Origin of the sequence: Gordonia aichiensis NBRC 108223 (assembly GCF_000332975.1) — a bacterium.
Classification (GTDB): Bacteria; Actinomycetota; Actinomycetes; order Mycobacteriales; family Mycobacteriaceae; genus Gordonia; species Gordonia aichiensis.
The window spans coordinates 479619-501177 of sequence record NZ_BANR01000004.1 but is presented as its reverse complement, the minus strand read 5'-3'; the positions used below and the strand labels follow the sequence as shown (position 1 = coordinate 501177).

The window sequence follows — 21559 nt, the reverse complement described above, 5'->3', positions numbered from 1 at the left end:
GCGACCCACTCCCCTTCACCATCGAGGTAGATATCCATGAGCAACACCACCGACATCGTGACCGACGACATCACCCCACTCGGTGCCAGTGCCGACAACGTGTCGCCCGCCGCACGGCAGACAGATTCCCCCCGTGAGCATTTCGCCTGGGTGGACCTACGTGCAGCACCCGCGGGGAGCGTCGACGCCATGGTGCAGGCCGCGATCCATCAGCGTATCGACGGGATCGTCTCCGACGACGTCGAGCTCCTCAATGGGCTGCCGCCCACTGTGCGGCGGGTCTACGCACCACAGCGGTCGGCATTCGACACCTCCGACGAACAGATCTCGTCCGACATCGTGTTGATCGCGCACGGTGATGGTGAGAGCGGCGCACAGATCAAGACCGGTATGCCGGGGGCGGAAACAGCTGTGCACGTGGTGGTCTCCGATGCCGACACCCTGCGTGACGCCTGTGAGACCGTGCGGCGCGCTCCCTGGACACTGCTCACGTTCACCGATCCCACCAAGATTCCTCTCGAGATCGTGATCGCGGCAGCGGAGAACTCCGGGGGACGCACCGTCACCGTCGTCAACGACATCGAGGATGCCGAGATCGTCAAGCTGGTGCTCGAACACGGCTCCGACGGACTTCTGCTCGCACCAGCGAGCGTCGACGACATCTCGACGCTCGCGCAGGTGATACGCCCATCAGCCGAGCGCATCGAACTCACGGAGTTGACCGTCACGAAGGTCGAGCACATCGGTATGGGTGAGCGGGCCTGCATCGACACCTGCTCGCTGCTGCATCAGGACGAGGGGTGCCTCATAGGCTCCTTCTCGACCGGCATGTTCCTCTCCTGCAGCGAGACCCACCCACTGCCGTACATGCCGACCCGACCCTTCCGGTGGAACGCCGGTGCCGTGCACTCCTATGTCCTCGTCCCCGACAATCGCACCCGATATGTCAGCGAACTGGCTGCCGGGCAACCGATCCTGGCCGTCCGCAGCAACGGCGACGTCCGAGAGGTGCGCATCGGTCGAGTCAAGATCGAGCGTCGCCCGTTGATCTCGGTCAGCGCGACCGCACCCGACGGCCGCACCATCAATGTGATCGCACAGGACGACTGGCACGTTCGTCTTCTCGGTCCGGGCGGCTCGGTGAACAACGTGACCGATCTGGTGCCCGGCGACCGTCTGCTCGGCTACGCGCCCACCGAATCACGTCACGTGGGACTGCCGATCACCGAGTTCTGCGACGAGCGATGAGTGGTCCCGACGTCCTGTGGTACATCAACCCCACCGACGGCGACGTCCCCTGGGAGCCGGAACACCGTAGCGCCCCGACCTTCGAGGCTCTGCGCCATCAGGCACGCACCCTCGACCGTCTCGGCTACTACGGAGCACTGACCACTGCCCGCGAGGCGATATCACTCGTCGGCGACACCGCACACCTTCGTTTTCTCATTCCCGAGTACCCGGGGGTCAAGCCGCCCGTGTTGATGGCGGAGGAAGCCCAGGTGTTCGACCTGTACTCCGGTGGGCGCCTGATCTACAACCAGGTCAACGGTGCCGACGCGGTGCTGCATCGGTACGGAAGATTCGAGTCCAAGGCCGACCGCTACCGCATGTCCGCCGAATTCTGGACTCAGGTGAAGCGTCTCTATCTCGACGACACCGAGGCCTTCGACGGCGAATTCTTCTCGTACGGAACGCGATACAAGCCCGCGATCCCCGGACCCCGACAGCCTGGCGGCATCGAGGTGTGGGGCACTGGGGCGTCGAGCGAGGGCATTGCACACGCAGCCGAGGTCCTCGACGTCTATCTGTCCTTCATGTCCGAGCCGGGTTCGCTCACAGCCCTTTTCGATCGGGTGCGGACTGCAGCGGCCGAGCGTGGCCGAGCACTGCGGTTCGGTGTGCTCGCAAGCGTGATCGTCCGTGAGACCGAGGACGAGGCGTGGGACCGGTTCTCCGCGCAGTTGGCGCGCACTCGTCCGGAGACGGTGCTGGCCACCGCCGATCGTAATCTGCGCAGCTTCGGATACCCCGGTCTCGCCGAGATCACCAGTACGGACCCACAGGTGCAGGGCCGGATCGATGCCCTACGGGCAGGACGGATTCCCGGCAGGGAGTTACTGGAGTTCGCCCCGAACATGGCCGCGGGACTGACCACCTGGACCGCAGCCGAGCCGCCCTTCGACATTGCGGGCAAGGGCACGGGCACCTACTTCGTCGGCAGCGCCGACAATGTCGCGTCGGCGATGTCGGCGGTCGCCGAACAAGCGGGCATCGACATCTGGATTCTGTCCGGATGGCCACTGGCGCGCGAAGCCGAGATCACCGCGGAGCTTCTGCTCCCGCTCCTGGCATCCGACTGCAGCACTGAACCTCTCGACGCCGCCATCGCACGGTGACCACCACCGACAAGCGTGGTCTCAGCCACCGCGGCCTGAACCTCTTCCGCGACGACAACACCGGCGTCGGTATCAACATCGTCGCGGTCATGACCTCGAGCGTGGCAACCGGCGCCTTGGGTTTCGTGTTCTGGACGATTGCGGCACGCGGCTACTCGACCGCAGAGGTCGGCCGGGCGTCGGCGATCATCACGTCCGCGACGCTGATGGCCACACTGTCGAACCTGAGCCTGGGCAGTCTGTACGAGCGATTCCTGCCGATCGCCGGCTCGAAAGCACACCGTCTCATCACCATCGGACGCTCGGTCATCATCGCGACCGCCGTGCTGTTCGGGATCGGCTTCGTCGTGCTCGGACCGCGGGATGCACTGTTCACCGCTGCCGCCGAACCGTGGCTCTATCCCGTCCTCGTCGCGGTGCTCGGGGTGTTCGCCGTGCAGGATCAGTTGTTGATCGGACTCGGGCGCTCGCGCGCCGTCGCGCTGAAGAACGTCACGCAGTCGACCATCAAGTTGATTCTGGTCCTGGCGCTGATCCCCTTCGCGTCGGGCTCGGCTATCGTGGCCGCCTGGGTGATTCCGGCAGCCATCATCGCGTGTTGGATCGGGCTGCGCTTCGTGCGGCCAACCGCACGCGCCATGACCGGTCCCGGCACACTGCCCCGACGTGGCGAGATCGCACACTTCTATGCGGGTTCGCTGGCGATGACCGCGGTGGGAGTCGTTGTGCCGCTCGTCGTTCCGCTGGTCATCGTCGCGCAGCTCGGCACCGAGATGAACGCCTACTTCTCGGTCTGCTGGCTGATCATCAGCACGGCAGCGATCCTCCTCAACGCCACGTGCGCACCGTTCGTGGCGGCGTCTGCCGAACCCGATGTCGATCTACGCGCCACCACACTGCGTTTCATTGTTCTCTGCGGGGGCGCAGCCGTCATCGGATGCGTACTCCTCATCGCACTCGCACCGTGGATTCTGTCGATCATGGGGCCGCAGTACGCCCGAGAGGGTACGGACCTGATCCGACTGATGGCGCTGACCCTGCCGACGGTGGCATTCGTGGTCGTCTACGGCGGCCTCGCACGAGTGCAGCGCAAACTCACGCTCGCTGTGGCAACGCAGGTCGTCTTCGGCGTCGTCGTCGTGTGTGGCATCGCCGCCGCCGCCGACCGCTGGGGCATCATCGGCGTCGCCTACGTCTATCTACTGGCCGACGTCGCCGTCGTGCTGTTCCTTCTCGTGCCCGGTGTTCGTCTGATCCGCCAGGCCCTGGACCCGAGAACCACTCTCGCATCGTTCACCGGAGCCGACTCGTGACCACTTCCGCCGACCCCACCCTCACCGACCCCGTCCTGTCCCGTTCCGTTCGCGCAGCCATCATCGCCGCCGCACAGCGCTTCTCCGACCGCACGGCCATCCAGATGGCGGGGCAGAGCATGACCTACGAGCAACTCGTCAGCCGCGCGGGCGTCGCGGCGGCGTCGATCGGCACGCGCACAGGCGCGACGTCGAATCCCATTGTCGTGCAGGTCGGGCTCTCGCCTGATGCGGTCGCGCTCGTCCTCGGCGTGTTCTGCTCCGGGCACCCGATCGTGGCGCTCGATCCGCAGCTTCCCGCCGACCGCGTCTCGACGATCCTCGGCGAACTCACGTCGCACGGCCGACCAGCCGATCTCATGATCGCCGACGCCGAGCACCTCGACGGTGCAGGCGCTGTGGCCGCGGCCCATGACCTCCCGGTGTCTGATCTAGCGGCGATCACGACTCCCGTTGGCGCGACGATAGATTCCACGGAACCGGGCACAGGCCCCTCCGACCCCGCCGACAGTACTGACGCGGTGACAAGCATCCAGTTCACGTCGGGGTCGACGGGTGCACCCAAGGGCGTGCTGCATCCGAATGGCATGTGGCTGTGCGATTCCGAGCTGATGCGGACGGGATTCTCCATCACGCCGGGCCGCCGGGTAGCCCTCTGCCTGCCGATCAGCTTCGGCGCCGGCCTCAACGTCCTCATCGGATCACTGATCAACGGTGCGGACATCACCGCCGTCGACCCGCGTGACCGCACGGCGTCGACAGTGCTCGATGCGCTCGCCGAGTGCCGCGCGGAGGTGGCATTCCTCGCACCCGCGCTGTTGCGTGCCCTCACGAGCGCCCGCGAGGCGACCGCCCATCCCGCGTGGATGTCGTTGCGCCGCATCATCACCACGGGTGAGGCCCTGACATCCGAGGTCGCCCAGGCTGCTCTGGGCCTCGCGCCTGCGGCCACGGTCACCAACTGGGTCGGCTCGTCGGAGACGTCGGCGATCGCGTACTTCGACCTGCGTGTCGGCGAGACGGTAGCGCCAGGTCCTCTCCCGGCAGGTGTTCTCGCACCGCACAAGTCGGTGACCATCGCCGACGACGGGCGGGTCGTGGTGTCGTCGCGCTACCTTGCACGCGGCTATCTCGACCCCGCCTCGGACGAGGGCCGCTTCTCCCGTGATGCCGACGGCGTGCTCAGTTTCCGCACCGGCGACCGGGGATCGTGGGACGGCGCCACACTCACCCTCACCGGCAGGGTCGACGACGCCGTGAAGATCAGGGGGTACCTGGTCGAGCCCGCGGAGATACATCGCGCGATCATGTCGGACGGCGATCTGACCGAAGCCGCGGTCATCGCACGAACCGATCCCGACTCGGGGCGCAGCGAGTTGGTGGCCTACGTGGCGCCGATACCCGGCTGTCGCACCCCACCGGTCGCCGAGATCCGGACCCGGCTACGACAACGGCTGCCCGAGTGGATGATCCCTGCTCACGTCATTGAGCTGGCCGCGCTTCCGAGAACTGCACGCGGCAAGGTCGACCGGGCCTCGCTCCCAACACCGAGCAGACGAATCGACCCGCCGGTCGGCGACCTCGAGACCTCGGTAGCCGCGGTCTGGGCCGAGGCGCTCGGCCTCGACGGCGTCGGGCGTGACGAGAACGTCTATGCGCTCGGAGCCGATTCGTTGACGGTGGCGCAGATCCTGGTCGGACTCACCCGCCGCTTCGGCGTCGCACTCACCCAGGCCGACGCCGCGTCGGCACCGACCGTCGCCGCGATGGCGCGCACACTACAGTCTCGACTAAGACCGGAGCCCACCGACGCGCCCGGTGATGGGCTCGCCCCGACGACCGTGCCACTACATCGCGGCGTCGGACAGACGGTGTTCTGCTTCGCAGGCGCGGGGGCGTCGGCTCTTGTGTTCGTGGCACTGGCAGACCACCTGACACGCGATCCGCGAATCGGGTCGATCTACGGTTTTCAGCCGCACGGCCTCGAGAACCGCGGCTTCCCCGACTGGACGGTCGGAGTCGCTGCACGCAGGCACCTGCGCGACCTTCGTCGCATCCAACCCGGTGGACCGTACGTGCTGCTCGGTCATTCGCTCGGCGGACTGATCGCGCTCGAGGTCGCGCGACGGCTGCGTCGCGCGGGCGAGGAGGTCGCCCTGGTGATGACACTCGACACGTTCGTGCCGCAGCAGACCGCGCGGGCTGTCGGATCGTCGACGCAGACGCGCGCTGCCGACTCCCACGCCGATCCGGCGCTGTCACGGTCAACGCTGTGGCGCAACCGGAGTCAACTGCTGCGCGCGGGATTCCTCGTCGACCGGCCGGTCGACTCAGCGCGCGCGATGGAGCAGGTCGGTTGGCGCGTCGGCAGATTCCACCGCCCCGCCCCATACCACGGTCGGGCGCTGGTCGTGCTCGGCGCCGACAATCACCACGACGTGCGGGTGTGGACCGAGCAACTCACACCGGGCGACATCACGATCACGCGAATCGACGCCGATCACATGTCCATTGTGCGCGAGCCGCACATCAGCGAGGTGGTCGAGCACTTCCTCAACTGCCTCCCCTGACTGTCAACCGCTTCCCCGATCAGCTGCGAACCACCTCATAGATGTCGTGAATCATCTGTGGCGCAACGCCTTTGCGTAGCACTGCGGCTGGGTCAACATCGCGATGGCGAACAGGGCCGAACGCACCTGACCCGACGCGAGCAGCGGAATCACATCCCGGCACGAGACGCGGGACCGGGCAACCTGCAGCAACTCTTCGGTGACGGGACCGGATCGGCCGTCGTGCTCGGCGCGCATCGCCATGTGCGCAGCGGGAATCAACACCTCGCGGTAGACGAACGTCCGTGCGGTCACCCGCCATTGTCTGGTGTCAGGCACAGTGTCGAGCATCTCGAGTACCTCGTCCCCCATCTCGAAGATCGCGCGGGTGTCGGCGGTGACCCGATGCGAGACCGAATCATCGTGCAGCCGATACCGATAGAGAGCCTCGGGCACCGTCGCCACCGTGTGCGAGCGCAGGGCCACCCGGGCGATGGCCGACAGATCCTCGTACGCGCGTCGCGATCCCCACGGCTCGTCACCGAGAACATCACGGCGAAAGAGCTTTCCACTGGAGTACGACCGAGCCCTGCCGCGCAGCAGCAGGCGAGCATAGTCGTCACCGGCAAGGGTTCTTGTCGCCAGCACCGGCGTCGACGCCCCCGTCGGAGAACCGGACGCATCCGCGAAACACGTTGTGCACGTCGCGAAATCCGCATCATCCGCGAGCATCCTGTCACGCATGCGGGTCGTGAACATCGGTTCGGCGATGTCGTCGCTGTCGAAGAACCAGATGACGTTTCCCGACGCCGCGTCGAGGCCCGCGTTGCGCGCAGGCCCCACACCGCTGTTGTGTTGCATGCGAACGACGCGGCAGGCGACCCCGCCCGATGCGAGCACTCGTCGAGCGATGTCGATCGAGTTGTCGCCGCCGCGGTCGTCGACGAGGACCACCTCGTCAACCGGCGTGACCTGACCGACCAGCGAACGCATGCACGCCTCGATGTAGCGGGCACTGCGATAGACCGGCACGACAACGGATATCGAGGTGTTTCGCGTCGTCAGCCGCGCGCGGCTCGTGGCGGATCGGTACATCGCGCGATGCGCTCCCCTCACAACTCGTCCGCGCAAGGGTAGCCTAAGGAGTTTCTCGGGTGCGCACCGGACGACCCTCAGGGCCGCACCGATGCGATCACTCCGTCGTGATCGGAACCGGGCAACTCGACCCGATGAAAGCTCGTCGGTACCGGGCCTCCCCGCGTCATCACGCGATCGAGTGCGAGTACCGGCGGGACATGTCTGTTGGCCGGGTACGTTGCGACGATCCCAGACCCGAGGTGCTCAGCGGCGTCGATGAGGCCCGGTGGACTCGCGAGCAGTCTGCGGAAGCGCGCATGATCGTACGTCGAGTTGAAATCGGCACCGAGGATCAGGGGAAGTCGCTCCTCGGCGAGCGTCCTCGACAAAAGATCGATCTCGTACGCCCAGCGCCACGCTGGTTCGGGCCATGGCGGAATCGGGTGCAGAGCGTAGACGGCGCGACGCCCGGCCCCGGGAATGTCGACGACAGCCCGGAGATTGGACATCGCCATCTTCCCGATCCGGAACTCGTCGGACAATCGATAGCGCGAGTAGATCCCGGCCCCGCCGCCACCCGATCTCGGCACGACGAACCGATACGGCAGAGTGCCCGCGATACCCGCGGCGTCGAGCCTGTCGATCGCGGCGTCGGTGAGCTCGACAACGGTCAGGATGTCGACGCGGTGCTCACGCACCTCTCGCACGACCGACGCGGCGTCGGCCTGCCCGAGATAGATGTTGGCCTGCATCACGGTGAGGTCCGACGGTGATCGCGCTTCGCGCGTACCCACAAAGAGCGGCACCTGGGTTCCTATGCCGATGACGACGATGACGGCGGCAACAACGGCACACATCCAGGCGCGCGACGCGACGAGCAGCACGAGCCCGACGATCCCGAGTGCGATCAGGACGGGGGTGCCCGCGGCCAGACGGGCCCAGGTGTTGCTGACGAACGGCACCGCGTGTGCGATCACACCGACAAGACCAGCCGCGGCCAGTAGGCAACCGACGATCGTCACCGCTCGACGCAGTCGGCCGGTGTCAGCCGTACGCGACGTCGACGGCGTATCGGGCAAACCCGAGCCTCTCGTAGGTGTGCAGGGCTGCGGTATTGTCACCCTCGACGTAGAGCATCACCGTGCCGATCCCACGATCGGCGAAGTAGTGCAGACCCGCGAGCGTGAGCATTCGGCCCAGCCCCCGGCCCTGCGCAGCCGGGTCGACGCCGACGATGTAGACCTCGCCGAGATCGTCGGCCTGCTTCTTGGTCCAGTGAAACCCGAGCAGCGTCGACGGATCGTCGACGTCGTAGGCGAGAAACAACCCGGCCGGATCGAACCAGTCGGCCGATGTGCGCTCGTCGATCTGCTCCGACGACCACCCGCCCTGCTCCGGGTGCCACGCGAACGCTGCATTGTTGACGCGCAGGATCTCCGCGTCGTCGTCTACTCCCGCGTAGGTACGCAACTCGATCGACGGGTCGACGACGAGTGGCGGCAGGTCCGACCCGTCGGCCGCGACGTCTCGTCGCAGTTGCAGCAGTTCACGCTCCTTGCGCAGACCCATACTCGCGGCGAGCGCCTGCGCCCCCGGCAGATCCCCGTGCGCCCACGCCCGCGGCGTCGGACCGTCGGGGTCGGAGACCGAGCGCGCGGCCTCGAATGCGGCGTCGAGCAATGCCCTGCCGTGTCCGCGACGACGCTCGTCGGGGTCGACGACCGCCTCGATCATCGCCGGCTCGCCGTCACGGCCGGGCGTGATGTTCGCGTAGCCGGTTCCCGAGAGCACGTGACGCACCCTCGCGCCTGCATGCGGGACGGCACCGATTGCCGCGACGGCCTGCTCGGAGAGCGGAGCGACGCCATCGACATCGGTCGCAGCGGCTACCAGTCGGCGTGCGTGCGCGACTGCTTCGTCGTCGAGTCGATCGGTGACGGTCGGGGTGTCTCCGATCGCGTCAGCTTCCGCTGGCACTGAACTCCTCACCGACTCCCGACGTATCGAAGGAGTCGTCTGTCGTGGACTCGGCTGGGTCGTCGGCCAGATCGTCCCCGTCGAAATCCGGATCGTCGGGGATGTCGCCCGCAGGCATGTCACCGTAATCGTCTGCGGGCTCGGTGGCCGCGCCGCGACCGCGCGTCGGACGTACCGCCTTGTATCCGACGTTGCGCACGGTCCCGATGAGCGATTCGTGTTCGCTGCCGAGCTTCGCCCGCAGACGTCGGACGTGAACGTCGACGGTCCTGGTGCCGCCGAAGAAGTCGTAGCCCCAGACCTCCTGGAGCAATTGTGCGCGGGTGAACACCCGGCCGGCGTTCTGCGCGAGGTACTTGAGGAGTTCGAACTCCTTGTAGGTGAGATCGAGTGGACGTCCACGCAGTCGCGCGGTGTAGGTGCCCTCGTCGATGACGAGTTCGCCGAGCGTGACCTTGCCCGACGCCTCCTCGGTACCGACTCCGCGCGTGCGCACGACGAGCAGCCGCAGCCGCGCGTCGAGTTCGGCGGGGCCTGTCGCCGGGAGCAGGAACTCGTCGAGCCCCCAGTCCGCGTTCACCGCCACGAGGCCGCCCTCGGTGAGCACCGCCGCGACCGGCACCGCCGATCCGGTACTACCGAGCAATCTGCACAGTCCGCGTGCCGCGGCGAGGTCGGTTCTCGCGTCGACAATGGCGACATCGGCGTTGCCTGCCTCCATCAGCGACGACACCTCGGTCGGTGCGACGCGGACGGTGTGCGCGAGCAGCGAGAGGGAGGGCAGCACCGCTTCCGGATTCGGATCGGCTGTCAACAGTAAGAGATCCACGTGATACTCCGATCTCGTCTTCCCACCCTGAACACCACAACCGCGACCGTCGGGGAGGAGTTCGCCGGGACGCAACCATCACGCACGGACGAACTCCATTGTTTACGTCGGCTTACCGCCATGTGCGCGATAGATGACAGAATAGCCCCAATGTCGCGTTCTGCTGTTAACAAGGCAGCCGATGGGGACGGCGACGCGGCAACGGGGCACCACCGACACGGCACACTCCGCGCCCGTCGCACGCTCATCGTCGGCGCCTGTGCCGTCGTGGTCCTGCTGGTCGGGGCGTTCCTGGCCGACCTGGCCGTGGCTGCACGCGGCGAATACCGGCTGTCGCGATCGTTGCAGGTCTCGCCGAAGATCACCTACGACCCCGAGGTGACCCTCGGCGGAGTCCCCTACGTCGTCCACGCGTCACGCGACGAGTTCTCCGGAGCCACCATCACCGCGCGCGGCGTCGCAGTCGCCGGCTGTGCGATCCGGGGAGGCTGTACCGCGGAACTCGGTGCCCGACTGGGAACACTGCGCGTGCCCGACGGCTGGAACATCGGACCGTCGGATGTCATGGCGACCGAGTCGGTCGATGCGTACACACGACTGGACTCGGTCAATCTCGGTCGATTCCTCGGCATCCTGGACCTCACCGTCAACACCCCGGCACCCGAGGACAAGGCAGGCGGCGGCGGTCCGCAGGACGGCCTGCTGCATCGATCGTCGGGCGTTCTGCTCACCGGCACCGTCGCCGTGCCGCCCTCGACGCACCCGGTGCCGTCGACGGGATCACAGACCACCCCGGTCCCAGCCGACACCCCGTCGGCGTCGGAGTATCGGGGACGCAAGGCAAAGGTGAGCGTCAGCGTCGACCTCACGGTCCACGACGGTCGACTGCACCTGCAGGCGACCGGCTTCTACGACGGCCCGGAAGAGCACGAGACCTCGAGCGAGCTCGACGGCCCCGGCAACGCAGGGCTACGCACCGAAGTACTCCACCGCTTCTCCACGACGCTGCCACCGCTGCCGCTGCCGTGGGGCCTCACGCCGACCGGCGCACACAGTGAGGGCAGCGACATACTGCTCGTCGCCGACACGGGTCCGCGCGAACTGCGCCCGAGAGACTTCTGACCTCCCGGCCCGGCGTGACCCCCGGTGTGCGCTCGGCGCCAGGGGCCTTGCGATCACGGGGGCCGCTAGTGAAGCGCCACAGGGTGGCTGTTGTACCCTCGTTGGCATGCAACTGCGCCGTGAGCTCCTGCTCACTCGTCGGCGGGCGATCGACTTCTGTCGCGTCGCCGACTGTTGCTGTCTCTAGTCCGGTGATCGCGCCGCCTCGGCACGTTCACCACAGGTGACAGCCGGTATGTGCAGTGTGCGCGCTCGTGACATCGCAGATCCGCGTCTCTTCAGATGCCACTGTCATCTTCTCCACCGATATCCACACGACGTCCGGCCACTCTCGACATCTCCGGTGACCGGACAACTCCACCGAGAAAATCCACCTCTGGAAGGAACCAGACATGGCACGTTCCGACGTCCTGGTCAGCGCCGATTGGGCTGAGCAGAACCTCAACAACGACAAGGTCGTCTTCGTCGAGGTCGACGAGGACACCAGCGCTTACGACGGCGGCCACATCGAGGGCGCCGTGAAGCTCGACTGGAAGACCGATCTGCAGGATCCGGTCCGCCGCGACTTCGTCGATCGTGAGCAGTTCTCCAAGCTGCTCTCCGAGCGCGGCATCGCCAACGACGACACCGTCGTCCTCTACGGCGGCAACAACAACTGGTTCGCCGCCTATGCGTACTGGTACTTCAAGCTCTACGGCCACCAGGACGTCAAGCTGCTCGACGGTGGACGCAAGAAGTGGGAGCTCGACGGACGTCCGCTCTCCACCGACACCGTCTCGCGTCCGGCAACCGAGTACAAGGCCGCCGATCCCGACAACTCGATCCGCGCGTTCCGCGACGAGGTCGTCGACGCCATCGGCACCAAGAACCTCGTCGACGTGCGTAGCCCCGACGAGTTCTCGGGCAAGATCCTGGCTCCCGCACACCTCCCGCAGGAGCAGAGCCAGCGTCCCGGCCACATCCCCGGCGCCATCAACGTGCCGTGGAGCAAGGCCGCCAACGAGGACGGCACCTTCAAGTCCGACGACGAACTCGCCGAGCTGTACTCCGAAGCCGGCCTCGACGGCTCCAAGGAGACCATCGCGTACTGCCGCATCGGTGAGCGCTCGAGCCACACCTGGTTCGTGCTGCAGGAATTACTCGGACAGAAGAACGTCAAGAACTACGACGGCAGCTGGACCGAATACGGTTCGCTGGTCGGCGTGCCGGTTGAACTGGGAGAAGGTAAGTAAGTATGTGTGCTGCACCCAAACAGGGACAGAAACTGCCCGCGGGCGTCGACGTCGAGAAGGAGACCGTCCTGACCGGTCAGGTCACCGACGGCTCCGGCAACCCGGTTGCCGGCGCGTTCGTGCGGCTGCTCGACTCGACCGGTGAGTTCACCGCCGAAGTCGTCGCCAGCCCCACCGGCGATTTCCGCTTCTTCGCCGCCCCCGGCACCTGGACGCTCCGCGCGCTCAGCTCGCAGGGCAACGGCGACGTGACCGTCAGCCCTGAGGGCCCCGGCGTGCACGACAAGGACATCACCGTCTCGAAGTAGCGCAGCTACTCGCGGGATTTCAAGGCCCGGTTCCCCTTCGGGGGTGCCGGGCCTTGTGCCGTCCCGCACCCTCGAGGTTCGACGGTTGGTCCGAACGGACGAATCTGACTCCCACCGAGCCCGTGATCGCATCCCGAGTGTGAAAGCGGTGCTAAGTTCTGGCTGAATTCCGTTCGGACAGGGGGGTTTACAATTTCTCGCAACAAGCTCACACGTCAGATCCTGGCGGTGGTCCTGCTTGTGCTGGCCGCCACGGCATCCCAGGTCGGACCCGCACACGCCGCACCGTCGCTTCAACAGTTCGCACGTCAGGACGTCGTCGTCGGCACGTTTTTCAACAGCGACAACGACCTCACTGACACCATGTACTACTCGACAGACGGTAAGACGTTCAGGTACCTTTCGACGCCATATCGCCGGGGACAGAACGGGTTCAGCGATCCGTCGATCATCTATCACCGCGGCTACTTCTGGATGCTCGCCAACTGGCCCCGCAAGGACGGCAAGTTCTGGCCGATGATCGGCGTGTCCAAGGACGGCCGAAATTGGTCGCGCCCCGAGGGCAAGATGTTCAACAGCGGCGCCTACGCAGGCATCCCGCTCGTGCCCGCGCCGGGCGGAGGCGACATCGTCGCACCGGACTGGTACCGGGCACCCGACGGCAGCATCTACATCGTCCTCAGCGCAGGCTACTTCGGACACTTCCGCGGCCAGGTCGGGGCAGATCGCATGTCGCCCTACATCATTCGAGTCAACCAACTCGACATCAATCCGGCGGGGCGTGGTGGCGCCGTCCCCGTCGGCAAGAACATCATCTTCAACGGAGGACCTGCGACGCGCATCAACCTCGCGCCCGGCGCCGCGGACAGGATCGACGGTTCGTTCTTCCAGCAGGGGAGCACCAAGTACCTCACCATCAAGCGCGACGGCACCTGCAACGAGGTGTGGCGGTCAGGCTCGTTCAATGGTCCGTGGCGACGCGACGTCGATTGCGCCGCGCACATGCAAGAGGGCCCCAGCATGACGCGCGTCGGCGGACGCTACTTCCTGTACACCGACAAGATCTACGGTGAACGCAAGATCTACTACTCCACCGCACCGTCGCCGAGCGGACCGTGGTCAGAGCCGACCCCCATCACCACCGTCGGCGGTCCTGGCCGGACGCGACACGGCACCGTGATCCGACTCGACGACGCGGGCGCCAAGTGCGCCGTCTACCGGATCGTCTACGGACCCGGCTGCGCGCTGCCGTCCGGCCCGAGCGGCCCAGATCTGGGCAGCGTCACAGGGTTGTTCGGAAGCTGAGTTCCAGTTCGGTAGATAACCCGCTCTGTAGAGAATCGGCGGCGATCGGAGTAATCCGGTCGCCGCCGATGACGTTTCACCCTTCGAGCAGCTTATTAGCTGCAGCAGCATGTTCGGTTCACTTGTTCGTATGAATTACTGCGCCACAGCCACTTTCGGATAGCACCCGATTCGAGAACCCTGTTAGTTTCCTGGCAATCGCCAACTCGATAGGGGCAGTTCAGTGACGAAGCGCGCGATGAAGAAAATGACCGCCGGACGCCGCCTCGCGGTATCGATCGGCATGGGTGCCGCGGTGCTCACGGCGGGAGCTCCGGCAGTCGCTGCGGCAGATACTCCCGATGGCGGCACCGGATCGAGCGCCAGCACCGCGACAGACGGCTCACCCGTGGCAGCATCATCCTCGGAGTCCGCCGGAGCGAGCAACGGCACGAGCCCCGTGAGCACTCCCTCAACGACCGCCCCCGGTTCGACAAGTGTCACCGTCGACAGTGCGGAGGCGACGGGGAGCGGGGCACCGTCCTCTGCTGCCACAGCGGACTCCTCGGCTCCGGCAGAATCCACACCGTCGAGCGCGCCGGGTACTTCCTTGGACGCCGCCCTCGCGACCGGGACGCCTTCCCCGGGCTCACACCAGTCACCCACGGTGACGGCTACGCCTCCCGTCGATACGCCGGACCAGCCGTATGGAAGGCACGCAGCACCTGAGCCATCGTCGACGCCGAGCGTCGTATCTGGGGCCGAGTCCGCGCTGGTGACGTCCCCCTCGCCCGCTCCGACCATGCCTGAGGGTGCGACGGCCGACGTCACGGAGTACACGCCATATGTCGACTGGCGCAGCGACGCCGAGGTCACGAGCCTTGAGTCCATATCCGGCAAGGAAGCCGTCGTTTCAGAGGCGCCGGTTGAGAACGAGATCTCTTCTACCGGAACAGCTCCGGTCGCGGCGACCGCCTTGGCACTGACGACGATGGGCGCAGGGGCGGCAACGACACGGCCACGTCTGACCGCGAACTCTACCCCCGAAGAGATCGCTGCGTACTACGCATGGATCGAGGAGACCAAGACCGCGTCACAGGCCGCAGACGCCACCAACGAGTACTGGAACTACGGGGACGACGACTGGACCGCGGCGTGGAACACCGGCGACCCGACCGCGGACGGTGCATTCATCAAGACCGGTGCCCCAGCCGGACTCACCTACAGCGTCGACGACAGCCGAGTCACTCTGCATAACAACAGCACAACCGATGTCGCAGTCGTGGGATTGCTGTATCCCGACTACTCGTCACAAGGTGTGACGGTCATCAGAGCTGGCGAGAGCTACACGATCGAGGAGTCGGGCAGCAATCCGCTGGGCGTGAATGGCTACATCGTCCAGACGGCACGCCAGGACGGCAAACCAGTGCTCATTGGTCAGATCACGACAATGCAGTCGTCGTTGATGCCGTTCAGCGTCACGGTGGCGCCCGTGACATCGACCCACCAGCAGTCCGACTACATTCTGTTGCAAGGCACTTCGGTCATCGATCCATCGCATGCCGACCCGGGCGACCGCTTCGTCGACCAGAACGAGTATCTCGCGTCGATCGGTTCAGACGGCTCGCCCAGTCTCATTCGACACTTCGTCAATCCCGAACCCGCAGGTGTCAGCTACTCGAAGAACTCTGACGGCAGCACCACGATTTTCAACGACGGGACTGACGACATCGCGATCTCGCAGTCCACCACCGGCGGCCAGATTCTCGCCTTTGACATTCTCAAGCCGGGTCAGCGCGCGACGTACACGACAGTCACCGGTTCTCCCGTCAGTAGTGTCGAGGTGCAGGCACCACGCAGCCACAGCAACGAGTACAACGTTCTCGGCGCCGTGACTTTCGCTTACACCGTTACCGGCCCGGTCTCTTCGTCGCCGGGGAATGGAATCCCAGCCATCCCCGTCCACAATGCGCCGCTGCCCGAAAACCATTCTCCCGGTGGGACTTTCGAAGCCCAACAGAAGCCCGCCAACCAGCGCACGATGGACTACGTCGCGCACGTAAGCGACATCGACGGCGATAGTCTCACGTACACGATCGTCAAACAGCCAACCAACGGCGTCGTCACCAACCACGGCAACGGCACGTTCACCTTCACACCAACTGATCCTGCCGACCTGCACGACGGCGTCGTCGGTAAACCCGTCACCGCCTGGGACCTGCTGGCCGGCGACTTCACGACGATGCCCGACAACACCTTTTTGGTCGAGGTTTCCGATGGAAAGGGCGGATCATCACGTATCGGCGCGATTGTCTACTACATGTTCACCGAGGAGGACAACACGCCTCCAGTTGTCACGGTGACCGGAGGACAAAGCGGCGTCGGTGAAGGCGCGTGGAGAATCTCGATCAACGACGCCGACGGCGACCGCACAACCTACTACGTGGGCACACAGCCCGCATTCGGACATGCCTCCAGTTCAACGCCGTACACGACCGAGAACGGCGTCGTCCACGACGACCATCTGATCTTCTACACACCCGACCTGGTTCGAGCCCATCAGGGCGCCTACGATGACACGTTCACCGTTACCGTCAACGACGGCCACTACGGCGGGCTGGCGAGTACACCGGTCAGCGTGCACGTGCCCTTCCACAACTACGCACCGACCGTGGACGTCTACCCGGTCGACACCCCCGCGCGGGGGCACTCATTGACCTATTCGGTGTCAGCCCATGACGACGATGGCGATCCACTCACCGTCACAGCCACCACCGCAGGAGGTGGGTCGGTGACAATGAAAGACTCCACGGTCACCTACGTCCCGCAGGCGTCGACTTCGCCGATCTCCTACGACAAAATACGTGTCACAGTGAGTGACGGTTTCGACGCGTCCTCCACCGAAACGACAGTGATGATTGTCAATGTCTCCAAAGTCGTCGGAGTAAGCGGGGTCGATGGTTCAGACGACGCTTTACTCGTCGTCGATGCCGATTCCGACACGGCGCGCAACGTGCTCGAGGCCACACACAACGGCGGCAGCTTTCTCAGTGGCAACTCCTACGACGTCGACGGCGCCCAGCTGTTTGTCGCCGCGGTGTCGGCCTACTTCGCAAAGCAAGACATCGATGATGTGATATCGCAAATCAAGACCGTGAATAAACGCGTGACACTCGGGCGAGCAATCGGCTGGGGCGCCTTCGAGTCTTCACTCTTCACCACGGAGGAAATGGAGACATACCACAACCGTCTCAAGACAGTTGAGGGTTCAGCGCTATCGCCGAGAGTGCGGGAGTACTACAAAGAGCAACTGCGGCAAAACGCTCGCGCCGAGTTGAAGGCGCGCGTCGTTGCACGCGAGACAGCACACCCGGTCAAAGCATACTTGGGATCAGCTCTCAAGGTCCTCGGTGGGGCCATGGTCGTATACAGCATCGAGCAAGCTGCCGATGAACTCATGAACGCAAAGACCGACGAGGAAAAGAGCGTCGCAACGATGCATTTGGTCTTCGCGAGCGCACCCGTGGTCGGAGCTGGCGTCGGCTGCGCCGTTGGCGCCGTAGGCGCCGGGTTGATCTCGGCCGGTATCGGCTCAGTCGGCGGCTGTCTGCTCGGGGCACGTGCGGGTTACGCAATAGGTAGTGCAGTGTCAACCGCGAGCGTGCTCACTGAAGGCATTTACAACCTGGCAACCAACCCGACAATCCAGCGCGCAGTGTCAGAAGCCGGTACTGAGGCTTGGGACTACGCGACCAGCCACGCGAAGTCTAGCGGCGAGGGTGTCGCGAGGGCGATGCGTTCTGGCGAGCAGCAAATCGAACAAGGCGCCAAGTGGGCTACGGATACCTCCGACAAGTTCTTCAACTGGGCCCACAACACCTTGCCGCACTGAGAACATCCGATCCACTCTCCGGTACGTCGACCTAGATGGTCGTTCTCACGAGCCAGAGGGCTACAATTGCCATCGTGGTCATCTTCTTCGAAATCCTGCTGGTCCTCGCGGCCGTTGCGATCACCTGGTTCGCGCTGTACGTGCTCTACCGACTGGTCACAGACGAATCGTGACCTCCCCGGAGGACGGACAGCCAGACGACGCCGTCGCCGCCCGCAGATCGGGTGACGAGGCGATCAGCCAGGCCGATTCGCGGGCTGCCGAGTCCGGTAGCCGTGAGCGCAATGTGCCCGCATGGGACGACCTGCCGCTCAAGGCCGACACCGCCAACCTTCGGCTCGGCGCAGACCTGCATCAGGGACTTCTCGCGCTGCTCCCCCTCGTGGGTGTCTGGCGTGGCGAAGGCGAGGGGCACGACCCGGTCACCGGTACCGACTACCACTTCGCGCAACAGATCGTCGTCAGCCATGACGGGCAGAACTTCCTCAACTGGGAGTCGCGGTCATGGGTCATCGACGAGGACGCGAACTTCCTCCGACCCGACCAGCGCGAGACCGGGTACTGGCGTATCACCGAGGACGATTCCATCGAGCTACTCCTCGCCCACGCCGAAGGGTGGGTCGAGCTGTTCTACGGCAGGCCGCTGAATCAGACGTCATGGAATCTCACCACCGATGCGGTTGTGCGCTCGGAGACGTCGGCGCCTGCGGGTAATGCGAAGCGGCTCTACGGCATCGTTCCCGACGGCGACCTCGCCTACGTCGAAGAACGCGTCGACTCCGACGGCGACCTCACGCCGCGTCTGTCGGCCAAGCTCCGTCGGTTCGTGGGATAGTCCACACCGCAATGTTGCGCGATCACACCGGTGCCCCACGCTCACTGCCGGTCTACTTCGCCGTCGTCTGGCTTCCGGTGCTGTCGACACTGCTGTTCGGTCAGGTCTCCACAACGCTGTTCGCGTCGATCCTCGCCGCGCTGGTGATCGCCCTCGTCGCAGGTGATGCCCAGGTCGGCGCGCGTACGCGTCGACTCATGGTGCAGGTCTTGACGATCCTGCGCTCGGTGCAGCCGCGAACGCCCCACACCACCAGCCCTCCGCCGCGCCGCGACGACACGAGAATCTCACTGCGGCAACACATTCACACCCTTGGCGCGGTAGCACCGCGCGCTCCGGCCGTCCTCTGACGGCCCGACGCCTCGCACGTCCGGGCCAGATCTGCCCGCTCTCCCCTACGTGTGAAGGATATCCCTCTCGTGCTGTCCATTTCGGGTGCTCGACGCACCCTCGGTTCCCAGACCCTGTTCGACGACCTCGATCTCGAGGTGAGGCCCGGGCAATGTGCATGCATCATCGGCCCCAATGGCGCGGGCAAATCGACGCTCCTGCGCTGCGTCGTCGACGACGACCGACTCGACTCCGGAACGATCGACGTGTTCGGCCTGCACCCCGACGATCGCTCGCCGCGGTTTCGCGGTCTCGTCTCCGCCGAGATCGGCGACGAGGCAACGTTCTTCGATGCAACACTGATCGAGCACCTCCACCTGCTCGCTCGTACACATCGCATGGACTCCGCCGACGTGGAGGCCGCACTCGACGACGCGGGTCTCGGCGATCTCGGCGACCGCTATCCGCATACGCTCTCCACCGGGCAGCGCCAACGATTCGCATTGGCGGCAGCACTACTTCGACCCGCGCGCCTGCTCGTCCTCGACGAACCCGAGCGCGGACTCGATCTCGTAGGACAGGAGTGGGTGGCCGATAAGCTGCTGGCCGCCAGACAGTCCGGTCTCGCGGTGGTGGTCGCCACCCACAGTCCCACATTGGTCGAGCGCTGTGCCGACATCGTCGTGGAGATCGGCCGATGAACCCGACCACCCGATCACGCCGTGTCCCCGATCTCCGCTTCCGGTGGATGCGACGCTACGACTTCAGCTGGGTCGAGCTCATCTTCTGCGCTGCGGTCCTCAGTGGTGGGCTGGTCACACTGTTGACCCCGTCACGGGTGGCGCGGGTCGTCGAACTGTCGGGACCCGCCGCCGACAACCCCACTGCCGCACTGATCCTCACTGTTGCGATTGTCGGCGTGCTCGTACATCACTGGTCGACGATCTGGGGACCGGTGCGCGTCGGCCGGGCCACGGCACGGTGGGTTCTGTCCGGTCCCGACGATCGCACCCGTCCACTCGCCCGACGCCTCGTCACAGTCGGCGCCGCGATGGTCGCATGCTGCGCAGCGACGTCTGCGATACTGGCGACCCTGCATCCCGCGTCGATCGCGGCCGTGCTGTCGGCCGGTGCAGCAGTGGGGCTGCCGGCGCTGGGTGCGGCGTACGCCCGTCAGCTGCGTGAGGATCGACGGCGGTCGCCGCGGGAGCGCGGACTCTCACCGAAACACCTGCACCGCAACAGCTTCGCACCACACGACGGGTATGCGGATGCGCTGCAGCTTGCCGCGAGCATGCTCGACACCACGTGGCTGACCGACAATCGCGTGGCGCGGTGGCAGCGGCGACACATGGTCGCACCGAGGCGAAGGCTACCGGCATCGTGGTTCGGTGCTGCCGTCGAACTCGATCGGCGACGACTGCTCCGCCATCCCGATGCCTGTGTTCGCTGGCTGATCTGTACTGCGACGATCGCTTGTGTGCCGCAGCTGGTCACCCTTCACCAGGGTGCGACACTCGTCGTGGCGATGCTGGTCTACAGCGCGGGCAACAGCCTGACCGGCGGCCTTCGCTCGGTGGCAGGCACCCCGGCACTGCGACGGTCTTTCGGTCCCGCAGATCGACCGATCATGGTGGCACACATGGCGATACCGTCGGTCGGAGTCATCGTGTCGTGCGGCGTGGCCGTTGCGGCCTGGCAACTCCCACTGGCCTCAGCTGCACTCCTGTTGTGCGGCATACTGTTCGCGGTGTATCGACGTGCGACCCGACCGCCGCTTCCCTACGATTCACCCGCGATCAGCGAGCCGTTGGTGACCGGTGCGGTGATTCAACCACAACTTCTCACCTCGATGATGCGCGGGCCGATTGCCGTGCTCGCGACCGCCGCGGCCGTCGGATTGCTGTGACCGAGCACCATCGACTCAACTCTGCAGTCGCGGGGTCGGTCCGTCGAAGAAGAAGCGGGGGCCGAGCGGGCCGTCATCGACGATCTCACCGACCAGTACAGGGCGCCCGTCATGTCGCTCGCCCTGCACGATGTGGAATCCGGTGTCGGGCAGGATGCGCGACGCTCCGCTCGGCAGGAAAGTGAACAATGCGCCGCCGGTGCCACTCACATCCGGCGTCGAGAGAACGGCGAGATCGTCGTCGCCGCCGTTGTGCAGCACCAGATGTCCGATCATCGAGCCCGCGGCGCCGAACCTGCTGTACCCGAGGCGCTCGACTCTGCCGATGATCCAGTTGGTCGGTCCGTCGTTCGTCCACTCGGCATCGTCGGGCGTCAGGTATCTGCCGCGTATCGCGATGGTGCGAATCGACGACGCGTGCATTCGTGCATGCAGTGACCCGACCGCGCCGGCTGTTCTTTTCATCGGCTCGACCTTTCTGCAGGGCCCTGCGCTATGCACGCGAT

Annotated in this window: 19 protein-coding genes; 13 read left to right on the top strand and 6 right to left on the bottom strand. The window is 65.6% G+C overall.

Annotation, left to right across the window (positions count from 1 at the left end):
• The first annotated feature begins 36 nt into the window (after window positions 1–36).
• The 4 genes from GOACH_RS06945 to GOACH_RS06930 are packed head-to-tail and all read left to right on the top strand — an operon-like array spanning window position 37 to window position 6279.
• Window positions 37–1248 carry a 3-dehydroquinate synthase II family protein gene (locus tag GOACH_RS06945; protein WP_005172583.1) on the top strand — a complete coding sequence of 404 codons (1212 nt, stop codon included), beginning with the start codon at window positions 37–39 and terminating at the stop codon, window positions 1246–1248.
• Window positions 1245–2396 carry an LLM class flavin-dependent oxidoreductase gene (locus GOACH_RS06940; protein WP_005172581.1) on the top strand — a complete coding sequence of 384 codons (1152 nt, stop codon included), beginning with the start codon at window positions 1245–1247 and terminating at the stop codon, window positions 2394–2396. The genes GOACH_RS06945 and GOACH_RS06940 overlap by 4 nt, the downstream gene beginning before the upstream one ends.
• The gene (locus GOACH_RS06935; protein WP_005172580.1) at window positions 2393–3709 is read left to right on the top strand and encodes a lipopolysaccharide biosynthesis protein; all 1317 of its coding nucleotides are present in this window, start codon (window positions 2393–2395) and stop codon (window positions 3707–3709) included. Before GOACH_RS06940 ends, GOACH_RS06935 begins: the two co-directional genes overlap by 4 nt.
• Window positions 3706–6279 (top strand): AMP-binding protein, encoded by a 2574-nt coding sequence (locus GOACH_RS06930; RefSeq protein WP_005172578.1) that lies wholly within the window; start codon window positions 3706–3708, stop codon window positions 6277–6279. The genes GOACH_RS06935 and GOACH_RS06930 overlap by 4 nt, the downstream gene beginning before the upstream one ends.
• A 51-nt stretch (window positions 6280–6330) precedes the next feature.
• Here the strand turns inward: GOACH_RS06930 and GOACH_RS06925 are convergent, their stop codons facing one another.
• From GOACH_RS06925 to GOACH_RS06910, 4 genes are all read right to left on the bottom strand, one after another.
• The gene (locus GOACH_RS06925; protein WP_005172577.1) at window positions 6331–7353 is read right to left on the bottom strand and encodes a glycosyltransferase family 2 protein; all 1023 of its coding nucleotides are present in this window, start codon (window positions 7351–7353) and stop codon (window positions 6331–6333) included.
• Window positions 7354–7430: 77 nt separating this feature from the next.
• Window positions 7431–8414, bottom strand: coding sequence for an endonuclease/exonuclease/phosphatase family protein (locus GOACH_RS06920; RefSeq protein ID WP_040517839.1), 984 nt, complete (start codon window positions 8412–8414; stop codon window positions 7431–7433).
• Complete coding sequence (gene mshD, locus GOACH_RS06915) at window positions 8380–9312, bottom strand: mycothiol synthase (RefSeq protein WP_005172574.1); 933 nt, start codon at window positions 9310–9312, stop codon at window positions 8380–8382. Before mshD ends, GOACH_RS06920 begins: the two co-directional genes overlap by 35 nt.
• Complete coding sequence (locus tag GOACH_RS06910) at window positions 9296–10141, bottom strand: winged helix-turn-helix transcriptional regulator (protein ID WP_005172571.1); 846 nt, start codon at window positions 10139–10141, stop codon at window positions 9296–9298. Before GOACH_RS06910 ends, mshD begins: the two co-directional genes overlap by 17 nt.
• Before the next feature lie 150 nt (window positions 10142–10291).
• On the opposite strand from GOACH_RS06910, the gene GOACH_RS06905 reads away from it, so the two are divergent.
• The 4 genes from GOACH_RS06905 (at window position 10292) to GOACH_RS06890 (ending at window position 14108) form a co-directional block, all read left to right on the top strand.
• Window positions 10292–11263: an LmeA family phospholipid-binding protein gene (locus GOACH_RS06905; RefSeq protein WP_005172569.1), complete on the top strand. Its 972-nt coding sequence runs from the start codon at window positions 10292–10294 to the stop codon at window positions 11261–11263.
• 392 nt (window positions 11264–11655) lie between these two features.
• Complete coding sequence (locus tag GOACH_RS06900) at window positions 11656–12495, top strand: sulfurtransferase (RefSeq protein WP_005172566.1); 840 nt, start codon at window positions 11656–11658, stop codon at window positions 12493–12495.
• Window positions 12496–12497: 2 nt separating this feature from the next.
• Complete coding sequence (locus GOACH_RS06895) at window positions 12498–12803, top strand: DUF1416 domain-containing protein (protein WP_005172564.1); 306 nt, start codon at window positions 12498–12500, stop codon at window positions 12801–12803.
• 228 nt (window positions 12804–13031) lie between these two features.
• Complete coding sequence (locus GOACH_RS06890) at window positions 13032–14108, top strand: glycoside hydrolase family protein (RefSeq protein WP_040517837.1); 1077 nt, start codon at window positions 13032–13034, stop codon at window positions 14106–14108.
• Window positions 14109–14291: 183 nt separating this feature from the next.
• On the opposite strand, the gene GOACH_RS06885 is transcribed toward GOACH_RS06890, so the two are convergent.
• Entirely contained in the window at window positions 14292–14918 is a 627-nt protein-coding gene (locus tag GOACH_RS06885) for a hypothetical protein (RefSeq protein WP_157227559.1), read from the bottom strand.
• Here GOACH_RS06885 and GOACH_RS06880 point away from each other — a divergent pair.
• From GOACH_RS06880 to GOACH_RS06855, 5 genes are all read left to right on the top strand, one after another.
• Window positions 14890–17979, top strand: a complete 3090-nt coding sequence (locus GOACH_RS06880) for an Ig-like domain-containing protein (RefSeq protein WP_005172558.1) — start codon at window positions 14890–14892, stop codon at window positions 17977–17979. The genes GOACH_RS06885 and GOACH_RS06880 overlap by 29 nt on opposite strands.
• A 169-nt stretch (window positions 17980–18148) precedes the next feature.
• The gene (locus GOACH_RS06870; protein WP_005172554.1) at window positions 18149–18814 is read left to right on the top strand and encodes a heme-binding beta-barrel domain-containing protein; all 666 of its coding nucleotides are present in this window, start codon (window positions 18149–18151) and stop codon (window positions 18812–18814) included.
• An 11-nt stretch (window positions 18815–18825) separates the two neighbouring features.
• A complete protein-coding gene (locus GOACH_RS06865) occupies window positions 18826–19164 on the top strand; it encodes a hypothetical protein (RefSeq protein ID WP_005172552.1) in 339 nt (112 codons plus the stop codon).
• 69 nt (window positions 19165–19233) lie between these two features.
• Window positions 19234–19845, top strand: coding sequence for an ABC transporter ATP-binding protein (locus tag GOACH_RS06860; protein WP_005172550.1), 612 nt, complete (start codon window positions 19234–19236; stop codon window positions 19843–19845).
• The gene (locus GOACH_RS06855; RefSeq protein WP_005172548.1) at window positions 19842–21053 is read left to right on the top strand and encodes a DUF6297 family protein; all 1212 of its coding nucleotides are present in this window, start codon (window positions 19842–19844) and stop codon (window positions 21051–21053) included. The genes GOACH_RS06860 and GOACH_RS06855 overlap by 4 nt, the downstream gene beginning before the upstream one ends.
• Window positions 21054–21068: 15 nt before the next feature.
• On the opposite strand, the gene GOACH_RS06850 is transcribed toward GOACH_RS06855, so the two are convergent.
• Window positions 21069–21518, bottom strand: coding sequence for a hypothetical protein (locus GOACH_RS06850; protein WP_005172546.1), 450 nt, complete (start codon window positions 21516–21518; stop codon window positions 21069–21071).
• Window positions 21519–21559 lie beyond the last annotated feature (41 nt).